At 70.9% G+C, this 14,689-nt stretch carries 11 protein-coding genes; 5 read left to right on the top strand and 6 right to left on the bottom strand.

The features are described from left to right. The first annotated feature begins 1,191 nt into the window (after positions 1-1,191). Positions 1,192-2,115, top strand: coding sequence for a ParA family protein (locus JNB62_RS03000; protein ID WP_308291717.1), 924 nt, complete (start codon positions 1,192-1,194; stop codon positions 2,113-2,115). Then, positions 2,115-3,107: a ParB/RepB/Spo0J family partition protein gene (locus tag JNB62_RS03005; protein WP_220299390.1), complete on the top strand. Its 993-nt coding sequence runs from the start codon at positions 2,115-2,117 to the stop codon at positions 3,105-3,107. Before JNB62_RS03000 ends, JNB62_RS03005 begins: the two co-directional genes overlap by 1 nt. Positions 3,108-3,296: 189 nt before the next feature. Here the strand turns inward: JNB62_RS03005 and JNB62_RS03010 are convergent, their stop codons facing one another. Next, a complete protein-coding gene (locus JNB62_RS03010) occupies positions 3,297-4,571 on the bottom strand; it encodes an RNA polymerase sigma factor (RefSeq protein WP_220299391.1) in 1,275 nt (424 codons plus the stop codon). A 68-nt stretch (positions 4,572-4,639) separates the two neighbouring features. Between JNB62_RS03010 and JNB62_RS03015 the strand changes: the two genes are divergently transcribed. Continuing rightward, complete coding sequence (locus tag JNB62_RS03015) at positions 4,640-4,987, top strand: tryptophan synthase subunit alpha (RefSeq protein WP_220299392.1); 348 nt, start codon at positions 4,640-4,642, stop codon at positions 4,985-4,987. Between the two features lie 10 nt (positions 4,988-4,997). Here JNB62_RS03015 and JNB62_RS03020 read toward each other — a convergent pair whose 3' ends face one another. The 5 genes from JNB62_RS03020 to JNB62_RS03040 all read right to left on the bottom strand — a co-directional run bounded on the left by JNB62_RS03020 (position 4,998) and on the right by JNB62_RS03040 (position 11,010). Then, a complete protein-coding gene (locus JNB62_RS03020) occupies positions 4,998-5,414 on the bottom strand; it encodes a YciI family protein (protein ID WP_220299393.1) in 417 nt (138 codons plus the stop codon). 206 nt (positions 5,415-5,620) lie between these two features. Continuing rightward, positions 5,621-5,944 carry a thioredoxin gene (gene trxA / locus JNB62_RS03025; protein WP_220299394.1) on the bottom strand — a complete coding sequence of 108 codons (324 nt, stop codon included), beginning with the start codon at positions 5,942-5,944 and terminating at the stop codon, positions 5,621-5,623. Between the two features lie 96 nt (positions 5,945-6,040). Beyond that, positions 6,041-7,033, bottom strand: a complete 993-nt coding sequence (gene trxB / locus JNB62_RS03030; RefSeq protein ID WP_220299395.1) for a thioredoxin-disulfide reductase — start codon at positions 7,031-7,033, stop codon at positions 6,041-6,043. 117 nt (positions 7,034-7,150) lie between these two features. Further along, positions 7,151-8,770, bottom strand: a complete 1,620-nt coding sequence (gene murJ, locus JNB62_RS03035) for a murein biosynthesis integral membrane protein MurJ (protein WP_220299396.1) — start codon at positions 8,768-8,770, stop codon at positions 7,151-7,153. Next, positions 8,767-11,010 (bottom strand): DUF6049 family protein, encoded by a 2,244-nt coding sequence (locus JNB62_RS03040; RefSeq protein WP_222855655.1) that lies wholly within the window; start codon positions 11,008-11,010, stop codon positions 8,767-8,769. Before JNB62_RS03040 ends, murJ begins: the two co-directional genes overlap by 4 nt. Positions 11,011-11,613: 603 nt before the next feature. On the opposite strand from JNB62_RS03040, the gene JNB62_RS03045 reads away from it, so the two are divergent. Further along, positions 11,614-13,137 carry a DUF7059 domain-containing protein gene (locus JNB62_RS03045; RefSeq protein WP_220299398.1) on the top strand — a complete coding sequence of 508 codons (1,524 nt, stop codon included), beginning with the start codon at positions 11,614-11,616 and terminating at the stop codon, positions 13,135-13,137. A 20-nt stretch (positions 13,138-13,157) separates the two neighbouring features. Further along, on the top strand, positions 13,158-14,597 hold the full coding sequence (locus JNB62_RS03050) for a CCA tRNA nucleotidyltransferase (RefSeq protein WP_220299399.1): 1,440 nt from the start codon (positions 13,158-13,160) through the stop codon (positions 14,595-14,597). Positions 14,598-14,689: the final 92 nt, after the last annotated feature.

Genomic DNA, 14,689 nt, shown 5'->3' on the forward strand with positions numbered 1-14,689 from the left:
GGGCCAACGACACTTCGTTGTGTGGGGTGTCAGGTGTCCGACCGCCACTTCCCCAGCGTGCCCCCATCACACATCGACCTCACGGTCGATCGCAGCCTCATCTTGCGGAACCTGGCTGCCGCTGATCCACTGCACCGCCCGCAGGGCAGACGTCGCGATCCCGCAGCTCGCGGGCGACGGTCTACACAAGGGGTGTTTCACGTGAAACGCGATCTGGCGCCTTTTGTCTGGAGACCGAACTCCCGTGTCCCCTTCCGAGAAGACGCTGCAGGCTCCGCGCGAGCGACGCCGCTGACTCCTACATGAGGGAACGCTCATACAGGCCCCACTGGGTAGGTGGCGCGGCTCGCTCCGAGACCGGGCTCGCCGTGCCGTCTTCCGCGTGATTACGCGTCAGAAGCCGCGTCGCCCGCCCGATGCGGGCACGACCCGCGTCCGCTCGAAGCGGGTGCGATCGCTTCGGATCTGAGCGGCGGGTTGGCGGCCCGGACGGCCCTCTCCGAGGTTGACTAGGACCGTGGATGCTCCACGCGGAATGGTAAGGGACGCATGAACAAGTGGCTCCGGCGGCTGGGGATGGGGGGAAGGCGGGATAAGGTGGAAGGCGATGTTGAGCGGCTCGCGCAAGGGGGAGAGTTTCACGTGAAACAACCCGACGAGACCGACGCTCAGGCATCCGTCTCGTCCGACGAGCCGCCCGCCGTCTCGACGCCAGAAGTCCCTGAGTCAGGCGTAGAGCCCACCTCGGCATTCGGACAAGAGTCCCCCGTGGATGCCGTCACGCCGGGAGATCTCGATGGCATCGAGTCCCCGTCCGCGGCCGAGACCACCCAGCCCGACGCGGATGCATCCGGGGTCGCACAGGATCCGACGGAAGTCGCAGACGACGACTCGGCATCGGACCCGACGCCTGCTTCCGCGGCGGCCGCCGATGTCGCATCCGGCGAGTACGCTGACGTGGCGCCCAACACGCAGACCGAGACCGACGAGGCCCAGGACTCAGACGACGCGCAAGAACGGCCCGATGTATCCGAGCCGGAACCGAGCGACTCTCCCGTGTCCGAGCCCGAAGCGGAAGCCGAACCGGAGCCCGAACCGGCCCCTGAGCCCGAGCCAGAGACCGCGCCGTCAGAGCCCGAAGCAACAGCATCCGATCCGACCCCCACCCTCACGCAGGAAGAGGAACCCGCCATCGCGCAGGAAGACCCCGCAGACGTGGTCCAGGAGGACGACGACTCCCCGATCGCGCGGGAACTCGCGGACCTGTCGGCACGCCGCAAGGCGCTCGAAGAAGCCGAGGTCCACCTCACCGGCCGCACGCGCGTGCTCACCGTCTCGAACCAGAAGGGCGGAGTCGGCAAGACCACGACGACCGTCAATCTCGCCGCAGCTCTCGCCGAGCGCGGTGCTCGCGTGCTGGTGATCGACCTCGACCCGCAAGGCAACGCGTCGACGGCGCTGGGCGTGCCGCACACGTCCGACATCCCGAGCGTGTACGGCGTGCTGATCGACGAGTTCCCGCTCGCCGACATCATCCAGGTGAGCCCGGAGTCCCCCAACCTGCTGTGTGCGCCGAGCACCATTCACCTCGCCGGCGCCGAGATCGAGCTGGTGTCGCAGGTCGCGCGAGAACACCGTCTGCGCGTCGCTGTCGACGACTACCTCGCGAAGAACCCCGGGCAGCTCGACTTCATCCTGATCGACTGTCCTCCGTCACTCGGACTGCTGACGATCAACGCCTTCACCGCGGCGGGCGAGCTGCTCATCCCCATCCAGTGCGAGTACTACGCGCTCGAGGGTCTGAGCCAGCTGCTCGGAACGGTGCAGATGATCCAGAAGCATCTGAACCCGCGACTGCAGCTCTCGACGATCATGCTGACGATGTACGACGGTCGCACGCGCCTCGCCCAGCAGGTCGCGGACGAGGTGCGGGCGCACTTCCCCAAGGAAGTCCTCGACACGATCATCCCCCGCTCGGTCCGCGTGTCAGAGGCGCCGAGCTTCGGGCAGTCGGTTCTCGCCTACGATGGACAGTCGGCCGGCGCCATCGCTTATCGTGAAGCGGCCGTCGAGATGATCCGGCGCGACAGCGCCTCGAACGAAAGGGGCGCCTGATGGCAGCGAAGCGCACAGGACTCGGCCGCGGAATCGGCGCACTGATCCCGACCAACGAGCAGTCCGACGAGCGCCCCGCCGATGTGTTCTTCCCGCGCGCTGTCTCCGTGGATGAGGCCGAGCCGACGCCCGATGCGGCCGAGACCCCCGAACCCCAGGAAGATCTCGTCGAGGTGCCCGGCGCGCGGCTCGTGCACATCAATCCGAACGACATCGTTCCCAACCCGCGCCAGCCGCGCACGAACTTCGACCCGGAGCACTTCGCCGAGCTCGTCCACAGCGTCCGCGAGTTCGGCGTGCTGCAGCCTGTCGTCGTGCGTCTCAACGAGAAGGGCGAGCACGAGCTCATCATGGGCGAGCGCCGCACGCGCGCTGCTCGAGAGGCCGGGCTCGACTCGATCCCGGCGATCGTCCGCGACACCGCCGACGAGCACCTCCTCCGCGACGCACTCCTCGAGAACCTGCACCGCTCCGAGCTCAACCCCCTCGAAGAGGCGTCGGCGTATCAGCAGCTGCTCGAGGATTTCGGCATAACGCAGGAAGAGCTCGCGACGCGCATCGGACGTTCGCGCCCGCAGATCAGCAACACGATCCGCCTGCTGAAGCTCCCCGTCCCCGTGCAGCAGCGCGTCGCCGCCGGCGTGCTCACGGCCGGTCACGCGCGTGCGATCCTGTCGCTGGAGGACGCGACGGCGATGCAGCGCCTCGCTGACAAGATCGTGAACGAGGACCTTTCGGTCCGTGCCGCGGAGGCTGCCGCGAAGCTTCCGGATGCCGCCCCCACGCGTGCGGCGAAGCCACAGGCTGGTTCGCGTCGCGCCCACCTCGACGAGGTCGCCGAGCGACTGGGCGACCGCCTGAATACGCGGGTGAAGATCTCGCTGACGGCACGAAAAGGCCAGATCAGCATCGACTTCGCGACGATTCAGGACCTCAACCGCATCCTCGAGGAGCTCGGCGAGACCGAGTACGGCTCGGCGGAGGCTTCCTAGCCGTCGCAGAAGGCGTCGTTCGACGGCCGGGGCGTTTCGTCTCGCTCGTTCCTCGCTCGCTCAACGACCGGAAGCAAGCCTCTGACGGTTGGCACCGAGGTGTTCGTCTCGCGCGTCGGTCGCTGAGCGAGGAGCGCAGCGACGAGACGAAGCGCGCTCGCACTCCCAACGAAGGAACGCGCCCGGGGATCAGGCGCGCAGCGCCGCGGCCCGGCGCCGCAGAACCTCGGTCTCGGCGGCATTGCCCGGCAGCTCGGCAGCGGCGAGGAACTCCGCCGTGGCGGCATCCACCCGTCCCAGGCGCTCGAGCAGCTCGGCGCGCACCGCGACCAAGGGCCGGAATCCGGTGAGCTCGGGCTCGAGCTGCGACACCAGCGCGAGCGCCGCGTCGGGACCGTCGACCATCGAGACCGCGACGGCCCGGTTGAGGCGCACGACGGCTGATGGCGCGAGCGTCTCGAGTGCGTCGTACAGACGCAGGATGCGCGGCCAGTCGGTGTCGGCGAACGTCGGCGCCACGGCGTGGCACTCGGCAATGGCCGCCTGAAGTCCGTAGTAGCCGAGGCCGCGGTCGGCGGCATCCACTCTCCGCAGGGCCGCAGAGCCGCGCGAGATGGCTGAGCGGTCCCACCGCCGGCGGTCCTGCTGCTCGAGGGTGAGCGGGAGGCCCTCGGCGTCGATGCGCGCGGCGAAGCGGGAGGACTGGAACTCCATCAGCGCGATGAGCGCAGAGATCTCGGGTTCGCCGGGCATGAGGGTCTCGAGCTGGCGACCGAGCCGCACCGCTTCGCGTGCGACGTCCGGTCGCAGTGGCCGCTCCCCCTCGGCCGAGGAGTACCCCTCGGTGAAGAGCAGGTAGATCACCTGCAGCACACTGGCGAGGCGGGCCGGGCGCTCGGCGCGATCGGGCACCTCGAAGGGCACGCTCGCGGCGGCGAGCGACTTCTTGGCGCGGACGATCCGCTGCTGCAGTGCCGGAACCGTCATCAGCAGCACACGGGCGATCTGCTCGGATGTGAGGCCGGCGACGGTGCGGAGGGTCAGCGCGAGGCGCGCCTGCGCGGGCAGGACGGGGTGGCACGCGACGAACACGAGGCGCAGCACGTCGTCGTCGATGCGGTCGGGGTCCGCCTCGAGAGGGACGGGATCGGATGCCTCGGCCTGGAGTGCCTCCGTCACGAAGAGCGGTTCGCGCTGGGCCATGCGCTCGCGGCGGCGCCAGCCGTCGATGGCGCGCCGCTTCGCCACCGACATGAGCCACGCGCCGGGGTTGTCGGGGATGCCGTTCCTGGGCCACGCGTCGAGCGCCTCGACGAGAGCCTCCTGCGCGAGATCCTCCGCCCACGAGAAGTCGCCGGTGTGCCGGGTGAGCGCAGCGACGATGCGTGCGGACTGGTCGCGCCACACCGCCTCGACGACGCGGTGCCCGGAGTCTCGAGGATCGTGCGCGGGCGCCGTCGTCATGCTCTCAGCGTACGGGGACTCTCGCCGCGGCGACCCCCGGTGTCGGCAGGGCGACGTACGCTTGACGGGTGGCGAACGACGAGCAGACTCCGAGGAGACGGGCCAGCCTCGAGCTGCTGCGTGCCGAAGCCGCCGACGAGCTGTCGGTGCTGATCACCGAGAGGCTGCGCGGCGGCGAAGACCCGTGGGACTTCATGGAAGACCTGCCGTCGGTCGATGAGCTGGTCGTGTTCATGCTGCGCGCCGAGAACATCGCCGAGAACGGCGGGTCGCGCCCGAACGCCAGCCGGCATTACCGCGTGCTGCGGCAGATCGCCCTGGACTACCCTCCGCTGACGAAGGCCGTCTGGCGGCTGCTCGGCGACGCCAACACGCACCGCCGCTGGGATGCGACGGTGCGCGTCGACGCGAACTGAGTCCGCCGGCTCACGAGTTGGCGGCACGCCACTCCTGCTCCTTGGCGACCCACTCGTCGTTCTGGTCGAAATCGCTGAGCTCGTTCACGCGACGGACCTCGAGCGCCGTCCCCGGACCGAGCGGGCACTTGCGCGCCCAGTGCTGCGCCTCCTCGCGCGAGGCGACCTCGATGATCCAGAAGCCCGTGAAGACCTCCTTGGCCTCGGCGTACGGTCCGTCGGTCTCGACCGGAGGGACGGAGTTGAAGTCGATGCGGAATCCCTCCGCGGCGTCCGAGAGACCTTCGGCGCTGAGGAACACGCCCGCCTTCTGCAGCTCTTCGTTGTAGGCGCCCATGGCGGCGTACGCCTCGGACATGTCGATGGTGGTGGGGTCGAACGCGGCGGCGGCCTCGGCATCCACCTGCATGATGAGCATGTAACGCATGGCGTTCCCTTTCGTCGGGGGCCGTCGGGCCCGGGTGCGGGCCTCGTTCGGGCCCTTCACCTTGTGCGTCGAACCAGCCTCGCCCAGATCGACACTTCCGCGCAAAAAAGTTCGGATGCCGGAACATTCCCCCGCTGGCATGCGTCCGCGAACGACGGAAGCCCCGCCAGGCGTGGGCCTGGCGGGGCTTCGTGTAGGTGCGAGGATCAGCCGATGAACGCGGCGAGGTCCTGCTCGAGGGCGAACTTCGGCTTCGCGCCGATGATCGTCGTCTTCACCTCACCGCCCTGGAACACCTTCATCGCCGGGATCGAGGTGATCTGATACTTCATCGCGAGGTCGGGGTTCTCGTCGACGTTGAGCTTCAGGATCGTGATCTTGTCGGGGTGCTCGGACTGGATCTGGTCGAGGACGGGCGAGACCATGCGGCACGGCCCGCACCACTCGGCCCAGAAGTCGACGAGCACGGGGCCGTCGGCCTGGAGCACGTCCTGCTCGAACGTGGCGGAGGTCGTCGCCTTGGCGGTCATCTTTCTGTCTCCTTAGGTGGGAAGTCTGTCACCGGCATCAACAACACCGGTCAGGGAATCATTCCGCCGGCACCTGCGCGTACGGTGTGCGTGCGCTCAGCGACCGAGGGTCGCGGCATCCGCGAGACCGTCGATCTCGGCACCGGCCGGGTCCGGCGCGCCCGCCTCGCCGAGTCCGGCGAGGTAGTGCTCGACATCGAGTGCCGCGACCGTGCCGCTGCCGGCGGCGGTGACCGCCTGGCGGTACGTCGGGTCGATGACGTCGCCCGCGGCGAACACGCCCGGAACCGATGTGTGCGACGAACGACCGTCGACCCACACGGTGCCCTCGGGCGTGAGCCGCAGCTTGTCGTGCACCAGGTGCGTGCGCGGGTCGTTGCCGATCGCGACGAACACGCCGTCCAGCGCCAGCTCGCGGCGCGATCCGTCGACGGTGTCTTCGAGCACGACGCCGGTCACCGCTTCGTCGCCGAGGATGTCGACGACCGCGCTGTTCCAGACGAACTCGATCTTCTCGTTCTTGAAGGCGCGCTCCTGCATGATCTTCGACGCACGCAGCTCGTCGCGGCGGTGGATGATGTACACCTTCGACGCGAACTTGGTGAGGAACGTCGCCTCTTCCATGGCCGAGTCGCCACCGCCCACGACGGCGATGACGCGCTCGCGGAAGAAGAACCCGTCGCAGGTGGCGCAGTACGAGACGCCGCGGCCCGACAGGCGCGACTCGCCCTCGATGCCGATCTTGCGCGGAGCCGAGCCGGTCGCGAACACGAGCGAGTCCGCCTCGTGCGTGGCGCCGCTGCCGAGGGTGACCTTCTTGACGGGACCGTCGATGTCGAGCGACACGACGTCGTCGTACAGCACCTCGGCGCCGAAGCGCTCGGCCTGCTCCTGCATCTTGGCCATGAGGTCGGGCCCCATGATCGCCTCGGGGAAGCCCGGGAAGTTCTCGACCTCGGTGGTGTTCATCAGCTCGCCGCCGGCCTCGACCGAGCTCGCCACGACGAGCGGGTTCAGGTTCGCGCGGGCCGCGTAGATGGCGGCCGTGTACCCCGCGGGACCCGATCCGATGATGATGACCTGACGCACGTGCGCACCTTCCTGTTGCCGAGCCCCGCGACGCCACGACGGACGGAAAAGGGCTCCGGATGCCTCAACACATGGTAACCGCGTGGCATTCCGCCGACCGGTCCGGCGTCGGCGCGCTCAGCGCCGGCCGGGGAGGAACCGTCGCACGAGGGCCGTGGCGACGGAGAGCTCGGGAGCGCGGAAGAGCGCGAGGATGCCGACATACACGACCAGCGCCGCCAAGCCGATGATCGCCGACCCGACAGCCCCGAGAAGAGCGCTGGATGCCGTCCAGCCGTCCGCTCCGCCCAGCAGGACGAAGACGCCCCACCCCGCGGCGGCGGCGGGGATGGCGGCGAGCACGAACCGACCCAGCGACAGCAGCCAGGAGGTCGTGCGAAGTCCGCCGAGTCGGCGCTGCAGCAGCCATGTCGCGAGTACGACCTGCACGATGCTTGCGAAAGACTGCCCGATGGCCACGACGGCCGCGAGGTGCTCGAGCCCGATGACGCCGGCGTTCACGAGGCCCCAGGCGCCGTAGGCGGTCGCGACGACGATCGCGCACTGCACGAGGGTGAACCAGAACGGAGTGCGGGTGTCGTCGTACGCGTAGAACGTGCGCTGGACGACGAAGAGGACCGCGAGCGGGATCAGGCCGATGAGGTACGCCAGAAGCACCCAGGCCGCCTGGACCGCCTCGCTCGCCGTGTTGGTGAAGATCCGCGAGGCCGGCACAGCCGCGGCAGCGAGGGCGAACGTGGCGAACACCACGAAAACGCCGAGAGTGCGGATGCTCCGGCCGATGTCGCCGCGCACCTCGTCGTCCCGCCCGGCGTGGGCATGCTCGCTGAGCTGCGTGAAGTACGGCGTCCCGATCGAGAGGACGATGATCGAGTACGGGAGCATGAACAGCAGCCATGCGTACCCCATGGCGGCCGCCGCAGGTCCGTCTCCTGACGCTTCCGAGACGACACGGCCCTGCAGCAGGCCCGCGATCTGCCCCGCCGCGACCATCAGGAACGTCCAGCCCGCGAGCCGTCCGATCTGCCCGAGGCCGACGCCCCGCCAGGCGAAGTCGGGTCGCACGTGCAGACCGGTTCGGCGCCAGAAGAAGAACAGGATGAGCGCCTGCACGATGATGCCGAGAGTCGCCGTGCCCGCCAGCAGGGCGATCATCGACGGCGTCCAGTCGACGACCCGGGTGAGCGGGCCGCCGAAGAGGCCCAGGAAGACCAGGAACCCGGCGATCGACACGATGTTGTTGACGATCGGCGCCCACGTGAACGGTCCATAGATGCGGCGCGCGTTGAGAGCCTCGCCGACGAGCGCGTACAGGCCATAGAAGAGGATCTGCGGCAGGCACCAGTAGGCGAAGGCCGTCGCCAGCGCGAGCTGCTCGTCGGTGTATCCCGGGGCATAGAGCTGGACGAGCCACGGTGCGGCGAGTGTGGCGAGCACCGTCGTCACCAGCAGCACCACCGCGCCGAGCGTGAACACCTTCGAGATGAACGCGCGTCCGCCGTCCTTGTGTGACGCCGCCTTCACGATCTGCGGCACCACGACAGCCGTGAGCAGACCGGTGGAGATGAGCGCGTAGATGTTGTTCGGCAGCTGGTTCGCCGTCGCGAACGCATCGCCGGCCGGGCTCTTGACCGATCCCACGACCGCGACGAGCACGATCCCCCGCAGGAACCCCGTCAGCCGCGACACGATCGTCCCGGCGCCGATCATGACGCTCGCCCGCCCGATGCCGCTCACTTCTCACCGTCCCCGTCGGCCGGCGCGGCGGGAAGGGATGCCTCGCCCGAGGGCTCCTCGGCTCCGGCCGCCTGCCCGCCGGGCGTCTCGTCGCCTGCGGCGGCGGCATCCACTCCACGACGTCGACGGCGCACGCGCAGGACCGTCCGGACCACGCCGACCACCACCAAGCCGCCGACCACGACCGCGAGGGCGGCGATGCCGACGCCCTCCCAGTCGGCCCACACGTTGATGTCGACGGTCTCGGCCTCGCCGATGGCGACGAACTGCGGGCTGCGCAGCTGCAGCGTGAGGGTGACCTCGCCGCGGCCGACACGGGCCTGCACCGGCACATCGACGCGCGTGTTGCTCTGCGGCGTGGCCACGACGGTCGTCTCGCCCTGCACGTCGAGGCGCAGGTTGTCGGGTGTCGTGTAGAGCACGAGATTGACGGGGTAGGGCAGTTCGTTGCGCACCCAGAACTGCAGCGGCGCGCGCGACCCGAAGAGGTTCGTCGGCGTCGTGGGCAGCAGTCCGACCGAGTCGAGCGTGGCGCGCGTGGCCTCCCGGTGGTCGGCGAGGGCGGTCGGCCATTCGGGGTCGCCGACCCACGCGATGCCCAGCACCTGCAGCATCGCGTTGCGCTCGCGTCCGGTCAGCAGCGAGGGGTCGTCGAGGATGGTCGCGAAGCGGCCGAGTTCGCTCTCGTCGCCGACGAGGGCGGATGCCGCGGCGGCACGCTCGGGCGACGCGTCGACGTCGGTCAGCTCGAGGGCGGCGGGGTCGCCCGCCGTGAGCACGGTGAGGGTGTGCGGTTCGACGCCGGGGGCGGCCGCTGCAGCCGTGATGGCGGTGCCGAGGGCGAGGCGGGAGCGATCCTCGCCGCGACCGACGGTGACCAGCAGCGGGCCGGAGGACTCGGCGGTCGCGAACGCGAGGTACGCGGTCGCGGCGGTGAGCGGCGCTCCGCGCAGCCACGTCTCTTCGAGCTCGGAGCCCTCGTTGAGCGCCGCCGAGACGTCGCTGTCGTAGACGAGCACGCCGGCGTCGCCCACCGTGCCGTTCGCGGCGACCGTCGCTCCGGCGGCTCCGGCGCGCGTCGTCGCCGAGGGGATCACCGTCAGCGCCGTCGTGTCGTCCGTGCCGAGTCCGCCGAGGGTCGTCACGACGTCGGTGTCGGCGGTCCCGTCGGCCGGCCAGTACGTCGCGTCGCGGTCGCCGGGGCCGATCTCGAGCAGCTCCTCCGTCCACGGCAGGGATGCGTCCGTGCTCGGGATCGCCGTGGCGCTGGAGGTCGGGGAGGGCTCGGGCTCGGGCGACGGCGTCGCGGGTGGGAAGTCGTCGGGCGACATCGCGTAGGTGAACGACTTCGGGGCGAGCGGGCGGGCGAGTCCCGACTGCAGCTGCGCCGTCACATCGGCGTCGCCGAACTGCAGGGCGAACCGCGAGTTGGGGAGCGCTTCGAGCTGTGCGAGCCAGGCCAGCGCCGGCTGCGGCGCCGCCGTGCCCAGCACGCGGATGGCGGCCGGGATCGCCGGATCCACGGCGAGGATCGCGTCGGTGCCGGTGACGGCGCCGAGCTGGCTGGTCAGGGCTCCGTCGGGCGCCGTGAGCTCGGTGAGCTCGTCGGCCGTGAGCAGCCCCTCCTCGCGCGGACCGGCCGTGATCGGCACGACGACGCCGATGTCGACGGGGGCACGACCGTCGTCGGGCACGATGACGGCGCTCGTGGAGCTCACGACACCCGCCTCGGACGGGTACGACGCGACGAGCGGGTAGACGCCGGGGGTGAGGCCCGCGAGGGCGGGGTCCTCCGGCGCGAGGGTGAGCGCGGTCTCTTCGTCGGTGCCCGGGGCGACGGGATCCAGCGCCTTCGTGGCGATCGGCTGCACCGCCGCCTCGTCGAGGTCGCCGGCGAGCCAGTCCCGCAGTGCGGTGCGCGAGGCCAGCGGCGTGCGGCCGAGCGACAGGGTCACCTCGGTGGCTGCGAGCTCCGCGTCGGTGCCGTTCTGCAGCGACAGCCACACCGTCAGCGCGTCGCCCGGGCGCACGACGCCGTTCGACACCGGCGCCAGCGTGAACACCGTCGTGCCGGGAGCGATCGACGAGGTGGGGGTCGGCGTGGGCGAGGGCTCCGTCGCGGCGAGGGCAGGAGCCGGCAGCACGACCGCCAGCGCCGCCACGGCGGCGAGGGCGGCGGTCACGAGGCGAGGGGCGCGGCGTGGGGGGCGCCGCCGTACTCGCGGTCTGGTCACGATCATCCTGTCGGGGGTTCGCTCCTGTGCGATGTCCTGACCGCACGATCGACTGCGATTCTACGGTGAGCGCCTCCGAGCCCGCCGGACGCCGGGCGGTCACACGACGAGCTCGTGCCGGAACCCGTTTCGTCTGCGCGCGCCAGAGCGCGCTCCGCTCAACGACCGCTCGTTGAGCGAGCGAGGTACGAGCGAGACGAAACGCCCCGACGGCACGGACGACGCCGCGCCAGAGCGCGCTCCGCTCAACGACCGGCACCACGACGTTGAGCGAGCGAGGTACGAGCGAGACGAAACGCGTCGGCTGCACGGTCGGCCTCGTGCCAGGACCGCGTTTCGTCTGCGCGCGCTAGAGCGCGCTCCGCTCAACGACCGGCACCACGTCCCCCTGGTCGTTGAGCGAGCGAGGTACGAGCGAGACGAAACGCCCCGACGGCACGGACGACGCCGCGCCAGAGCGCGCTCCGCTCAACGACCGGCACCACGGCCCCCGGTCGTTGAGCGAGCGAGGAACGAGCGAGACGAAACGCCCCGACCGCACGCACGACCCAGCGCGGGAGCGCGCTCCGCTCAACGACCGGCACCCACCGGTGCGGATAACGTGAAGGCGTGCTTCCCGAACCGGATCCCGCCCTCTGCCGCTCGCTCGCCGCCGACCTCCGCGACGCCGGGTTCTCCGCCGAGGGCGTGCGCGACGCGTGGGGAGCGGCCGCCGACGACGCCATCGCACGCGGCCTGCGCTCGCCGGCCCTGCGGGCGCTCGGCGATCGTGCGGACCCCCTGGCCGTGCTCGCGCGGCTTCTCGTGCTCGGGATGCCGGAGGCCGCGGCATCCACGGGTCTCGCACTGCCCCGCACGGGCGCCGACGGACTGGCTCGGCTGGGTCTCGCAGCGGTCGAGGACGACCTCGTGCGGCCGCTCGCCGTCGTGCGACCGCAGTCGTACGCCGACGCGACCGGCTCCGGACAGTGGTGGATCGCGAGCGACCTCGACGAGGCCGCATTGGGCGGCCCGCTGCCCGAGGACCATGTGCTCGGCGTCGGCGGCGCATCGCTGACGCTCGCCGGCCTGCAGCTGCCGACGCCTGCGGCCCGGGGGCTCGATGTGGGGGCGGGATGCGGCATCCAGGCCCTGCGCTCCCGCGCACAGGTCGACCACGTCGTGGCGACCGACATCTCGGCGCGGGCTCTCGCTTTCACGAGGCTGAACGCGCTGCTCAACGGCGTGGAACGCATCCAGACGCGGCTCGGCAGCCTCTTCGAGCCGGTCGCCGGTGAGCAGTTCGACCGGATCGTGTCGAACCCGCCGTTCGTCATCACGCCGCGGGTCGCCGACGTCCCCGCGTACGAGTACCGCGACGGCGGCATGGTCGGCGACGACGTCGTGGCGGCGTTCGTCACGGGCGCCGGTGAGCACCTGACGCCCGGCGGCGTCGCGCAGCTGCTCGGCAACTGGGAGACCCGCGACGGTGTCGACGGGCTCGAGCGCGTGCGCTCCTGGGTCGACGCCTCGCCCGTGCCCCTGGATGCCTGGGTGGTCGAGCGCGAGAGCCTCGACCCCCTGTCGTACGCCGAGCTGTGGGTGCGCGACGGCGGCACACTGCCCGGCACGCCCGGGTTCACGCGTCTCGTCGACGCGTGGCTCGACGACTTCGGCGCGCGCGGCGTGACCGAGGTCGGCTTCGGGTACATCCTGCTGCGGCGCCCCGCCGACGGCGCGCCGAGCCTGGCGCGGTACGAGCGCCTGCACACCGCTCTCGCCGGCGACAGCCTCGGCGCGCACCTGGCCGACGCCCTCGCCGCGCACGATCGGCTCGCGGCGCTCGACGACGCCGGCGTGACGGCATCCACTCTCGTCGTCGCCGGCGACGTCACCGAGGCCCGCCACCATCTGCCGGGCGCCGAGGACCCGACCGTCATCGAGCTGCGCCAGGGCGGCGGGTTCGGGCGGTCGCTCGGCGTCGATCCGGGGCTCGCGGCGCTCGTGGGCGCGTGCGACGGCGACCTGCCGGTCGGCGTGCTGATCGACGCGATCGCGCAGCTGCTCGGCGTCGACCCGGCGGCGCTGCGGGCCGACCTGATCCCCCGCGTGCGCGAGCTGCTGTTCACCGGCTTCCTGCGGTTCGCCGACTGACGCTCGGTAGGCTGGAGACCATGCTCAACATGGCCGAGGGCATCGCGCGCCTCGGCGCGCTCGCCGAGTCCCCCGTCGTCGACACGCTCGCCCGGGCCTTCGCCGACGCCGGCTTCGACCTCGCGATCGTGGGCGGTCCCGTGCGCGACGCGCTGCTCGGCCGGCGCACGAACGACCTCGACTTCACGACCGACGCGCGTCCCGACGACATCCTGCGGGTCGTGAAGCCGATCAGCTCCACGCAGTGGGACATCGGACGCGCGTTCGGCACCATCGGAGCGCGTGTGCGCGGCGAGCAGGTCGAGATCACGACCTACCGCGCCGACAGCTACGACGGAGTCACGCGCAAGCCGACCGTCGAGTTCGGCGACACCCTCGACAGCGACCTCGTGCGCCGCGACTTCACCGTCAACGCCATGGCGCTGCGGGTGCCCGGACGCACGCTCGTCGATCCGACGGGCGGCGTGGAAGACCTCGTGCACGGCGTGCTGCGCACCCCCGCCGACCCGCAGGTGAGCTTCGGCGACGACCCGCTGCGCATGCTGCGGGCGGCCCGCTTCTCTTCGCAGCTCGGGTTCTCGGTCGACCCCGCGACCGAGGCGGCGATGGCCGAGCTGCGCGAGACCCTGTCGATCGTGAGCCCCGAGCGCATCCAGGGCGAGCTCGTGAAGCTGCTGGCGACCGACGACCCGGTGCGCGGCATCCGTCTTCTCGTCGAGACCGGGCTGATGGCCGAGTTCCTGCCCGAGATCCCCGCCCTGAGGCTCGAGGTCGACGAGCACCACCACCACAAGGACGTGTACGAGCACTCGCTCACCGTGTTGCGACAGGCGATCGAGCTCGAGAAGGCGCGGAACCCGGATGCCGCACCCGATGTGCCCCTGCGGCTCGCGGCCCTGCTGCACGACATCGGCAAGCCCGCGACGCGTCGCCTGGAGCCGGGCGGCGGCGTCACGTTCTACCACCACGACCTCAAGGGCGCCCGCCTCGCGCGCAAGCGGCTGCAGGAACTGCGCTTCGACTCCGACACGATCGCGACGGTCACGCGGCTGATCGAGCTGCACCTGCGCTTCTTCGGCTACTCCGAGGGGGCGTGGACGGATTCCGCGGTCCGTCGTTATGTCCGGGATGCCGGACCCGAGCTCGAACGCCTGCACATCCTCACGCGTGCCGACGTGACGACCCGCAACGTGCGCAAGGCGCGGGGCCTGGCCGCCGCGTACGACGACATCGAGCGCCGCATCGCCGAGCTCGCCCAGCAGGAGGAGCTCGACGCCATCCGGCCCGAGCTCGACGGCAACCGCATCCAGCAGGTGCTGGGCATCCCGCCGGGGCGCGAGGTGGGCGAGGCGTACCGGTTCCTGCTCGACCTGCGCCTGGACGAGGGCGTGGTCGGCGAGGACGAGGCGGAGCGCCGGCTGCGCGACTGGTGGGCGGCGCGCGCCGAGGGCGTGCGCTGACACCCGGTGTCAAGTCGAGCGGGTTTCAGTTCGGTTACGAATCGTTCACTCGATTGCCGTCTCGCCCACCGGGGGTGAAGATAGCGGGACGA

It is taken from the genome of Microbacterium jejuense, assembly GCF_019511665.1.
Taxonomy (GTDB): Bacteria; Actinomycetota; Actinomycetes; order Actinomycetales; family Microbacteriaceae; genus Microbacterium; species Microbacterium jejuense_A.

Excerpts from the sequence above, each read along its gene's own strand:
- JNB62_RS03040 (WP_222855655.1), bottom strand. The coding sequence starts at position 11,010 with ATGATCGTGACCAGACCGCGAGTACGGCGGCGCCCCCCACGCCGCGCC.
- JNB62_RS03020 (WP_220299393.1), bottom strand. The coding sequence starts at position 5,414 with ATGCGTTACATGCTCATCATGCAGGTGGATGCCGAGGCCGCCGCCGCG.
- JNB62_RS03050 (WP_220299399.1), top strand. The coding sequence starts at position 13,158 with ATGCTCAACATGGCCGAGGGCATCGCGCGCCTCGGCGCGCTCGCCGAG.
- JNB62_RS03010 (WP_220299391.1), bottom strand. The coding sequence starts at position 4,571 with ATGACGACGGCGCCCGCGCACGATCCTCGAGACTCCGGGCACCGCGTC.
- trxA (WP_220299394.1), bottom strand. The coding sequence starts at position 5,944 with ATGACCGCCAAGGCGACGACCTCCGCCACGTTCGAGCAGGACGTGCTC.
- JNB62_RS03005 (WP_220299390.1), top strand. The coding sequence starts at position 2,115 with ATGGCAGCGAAGCGCACAGGACTCGGCCGCGGAATCGGCGCACTGATC.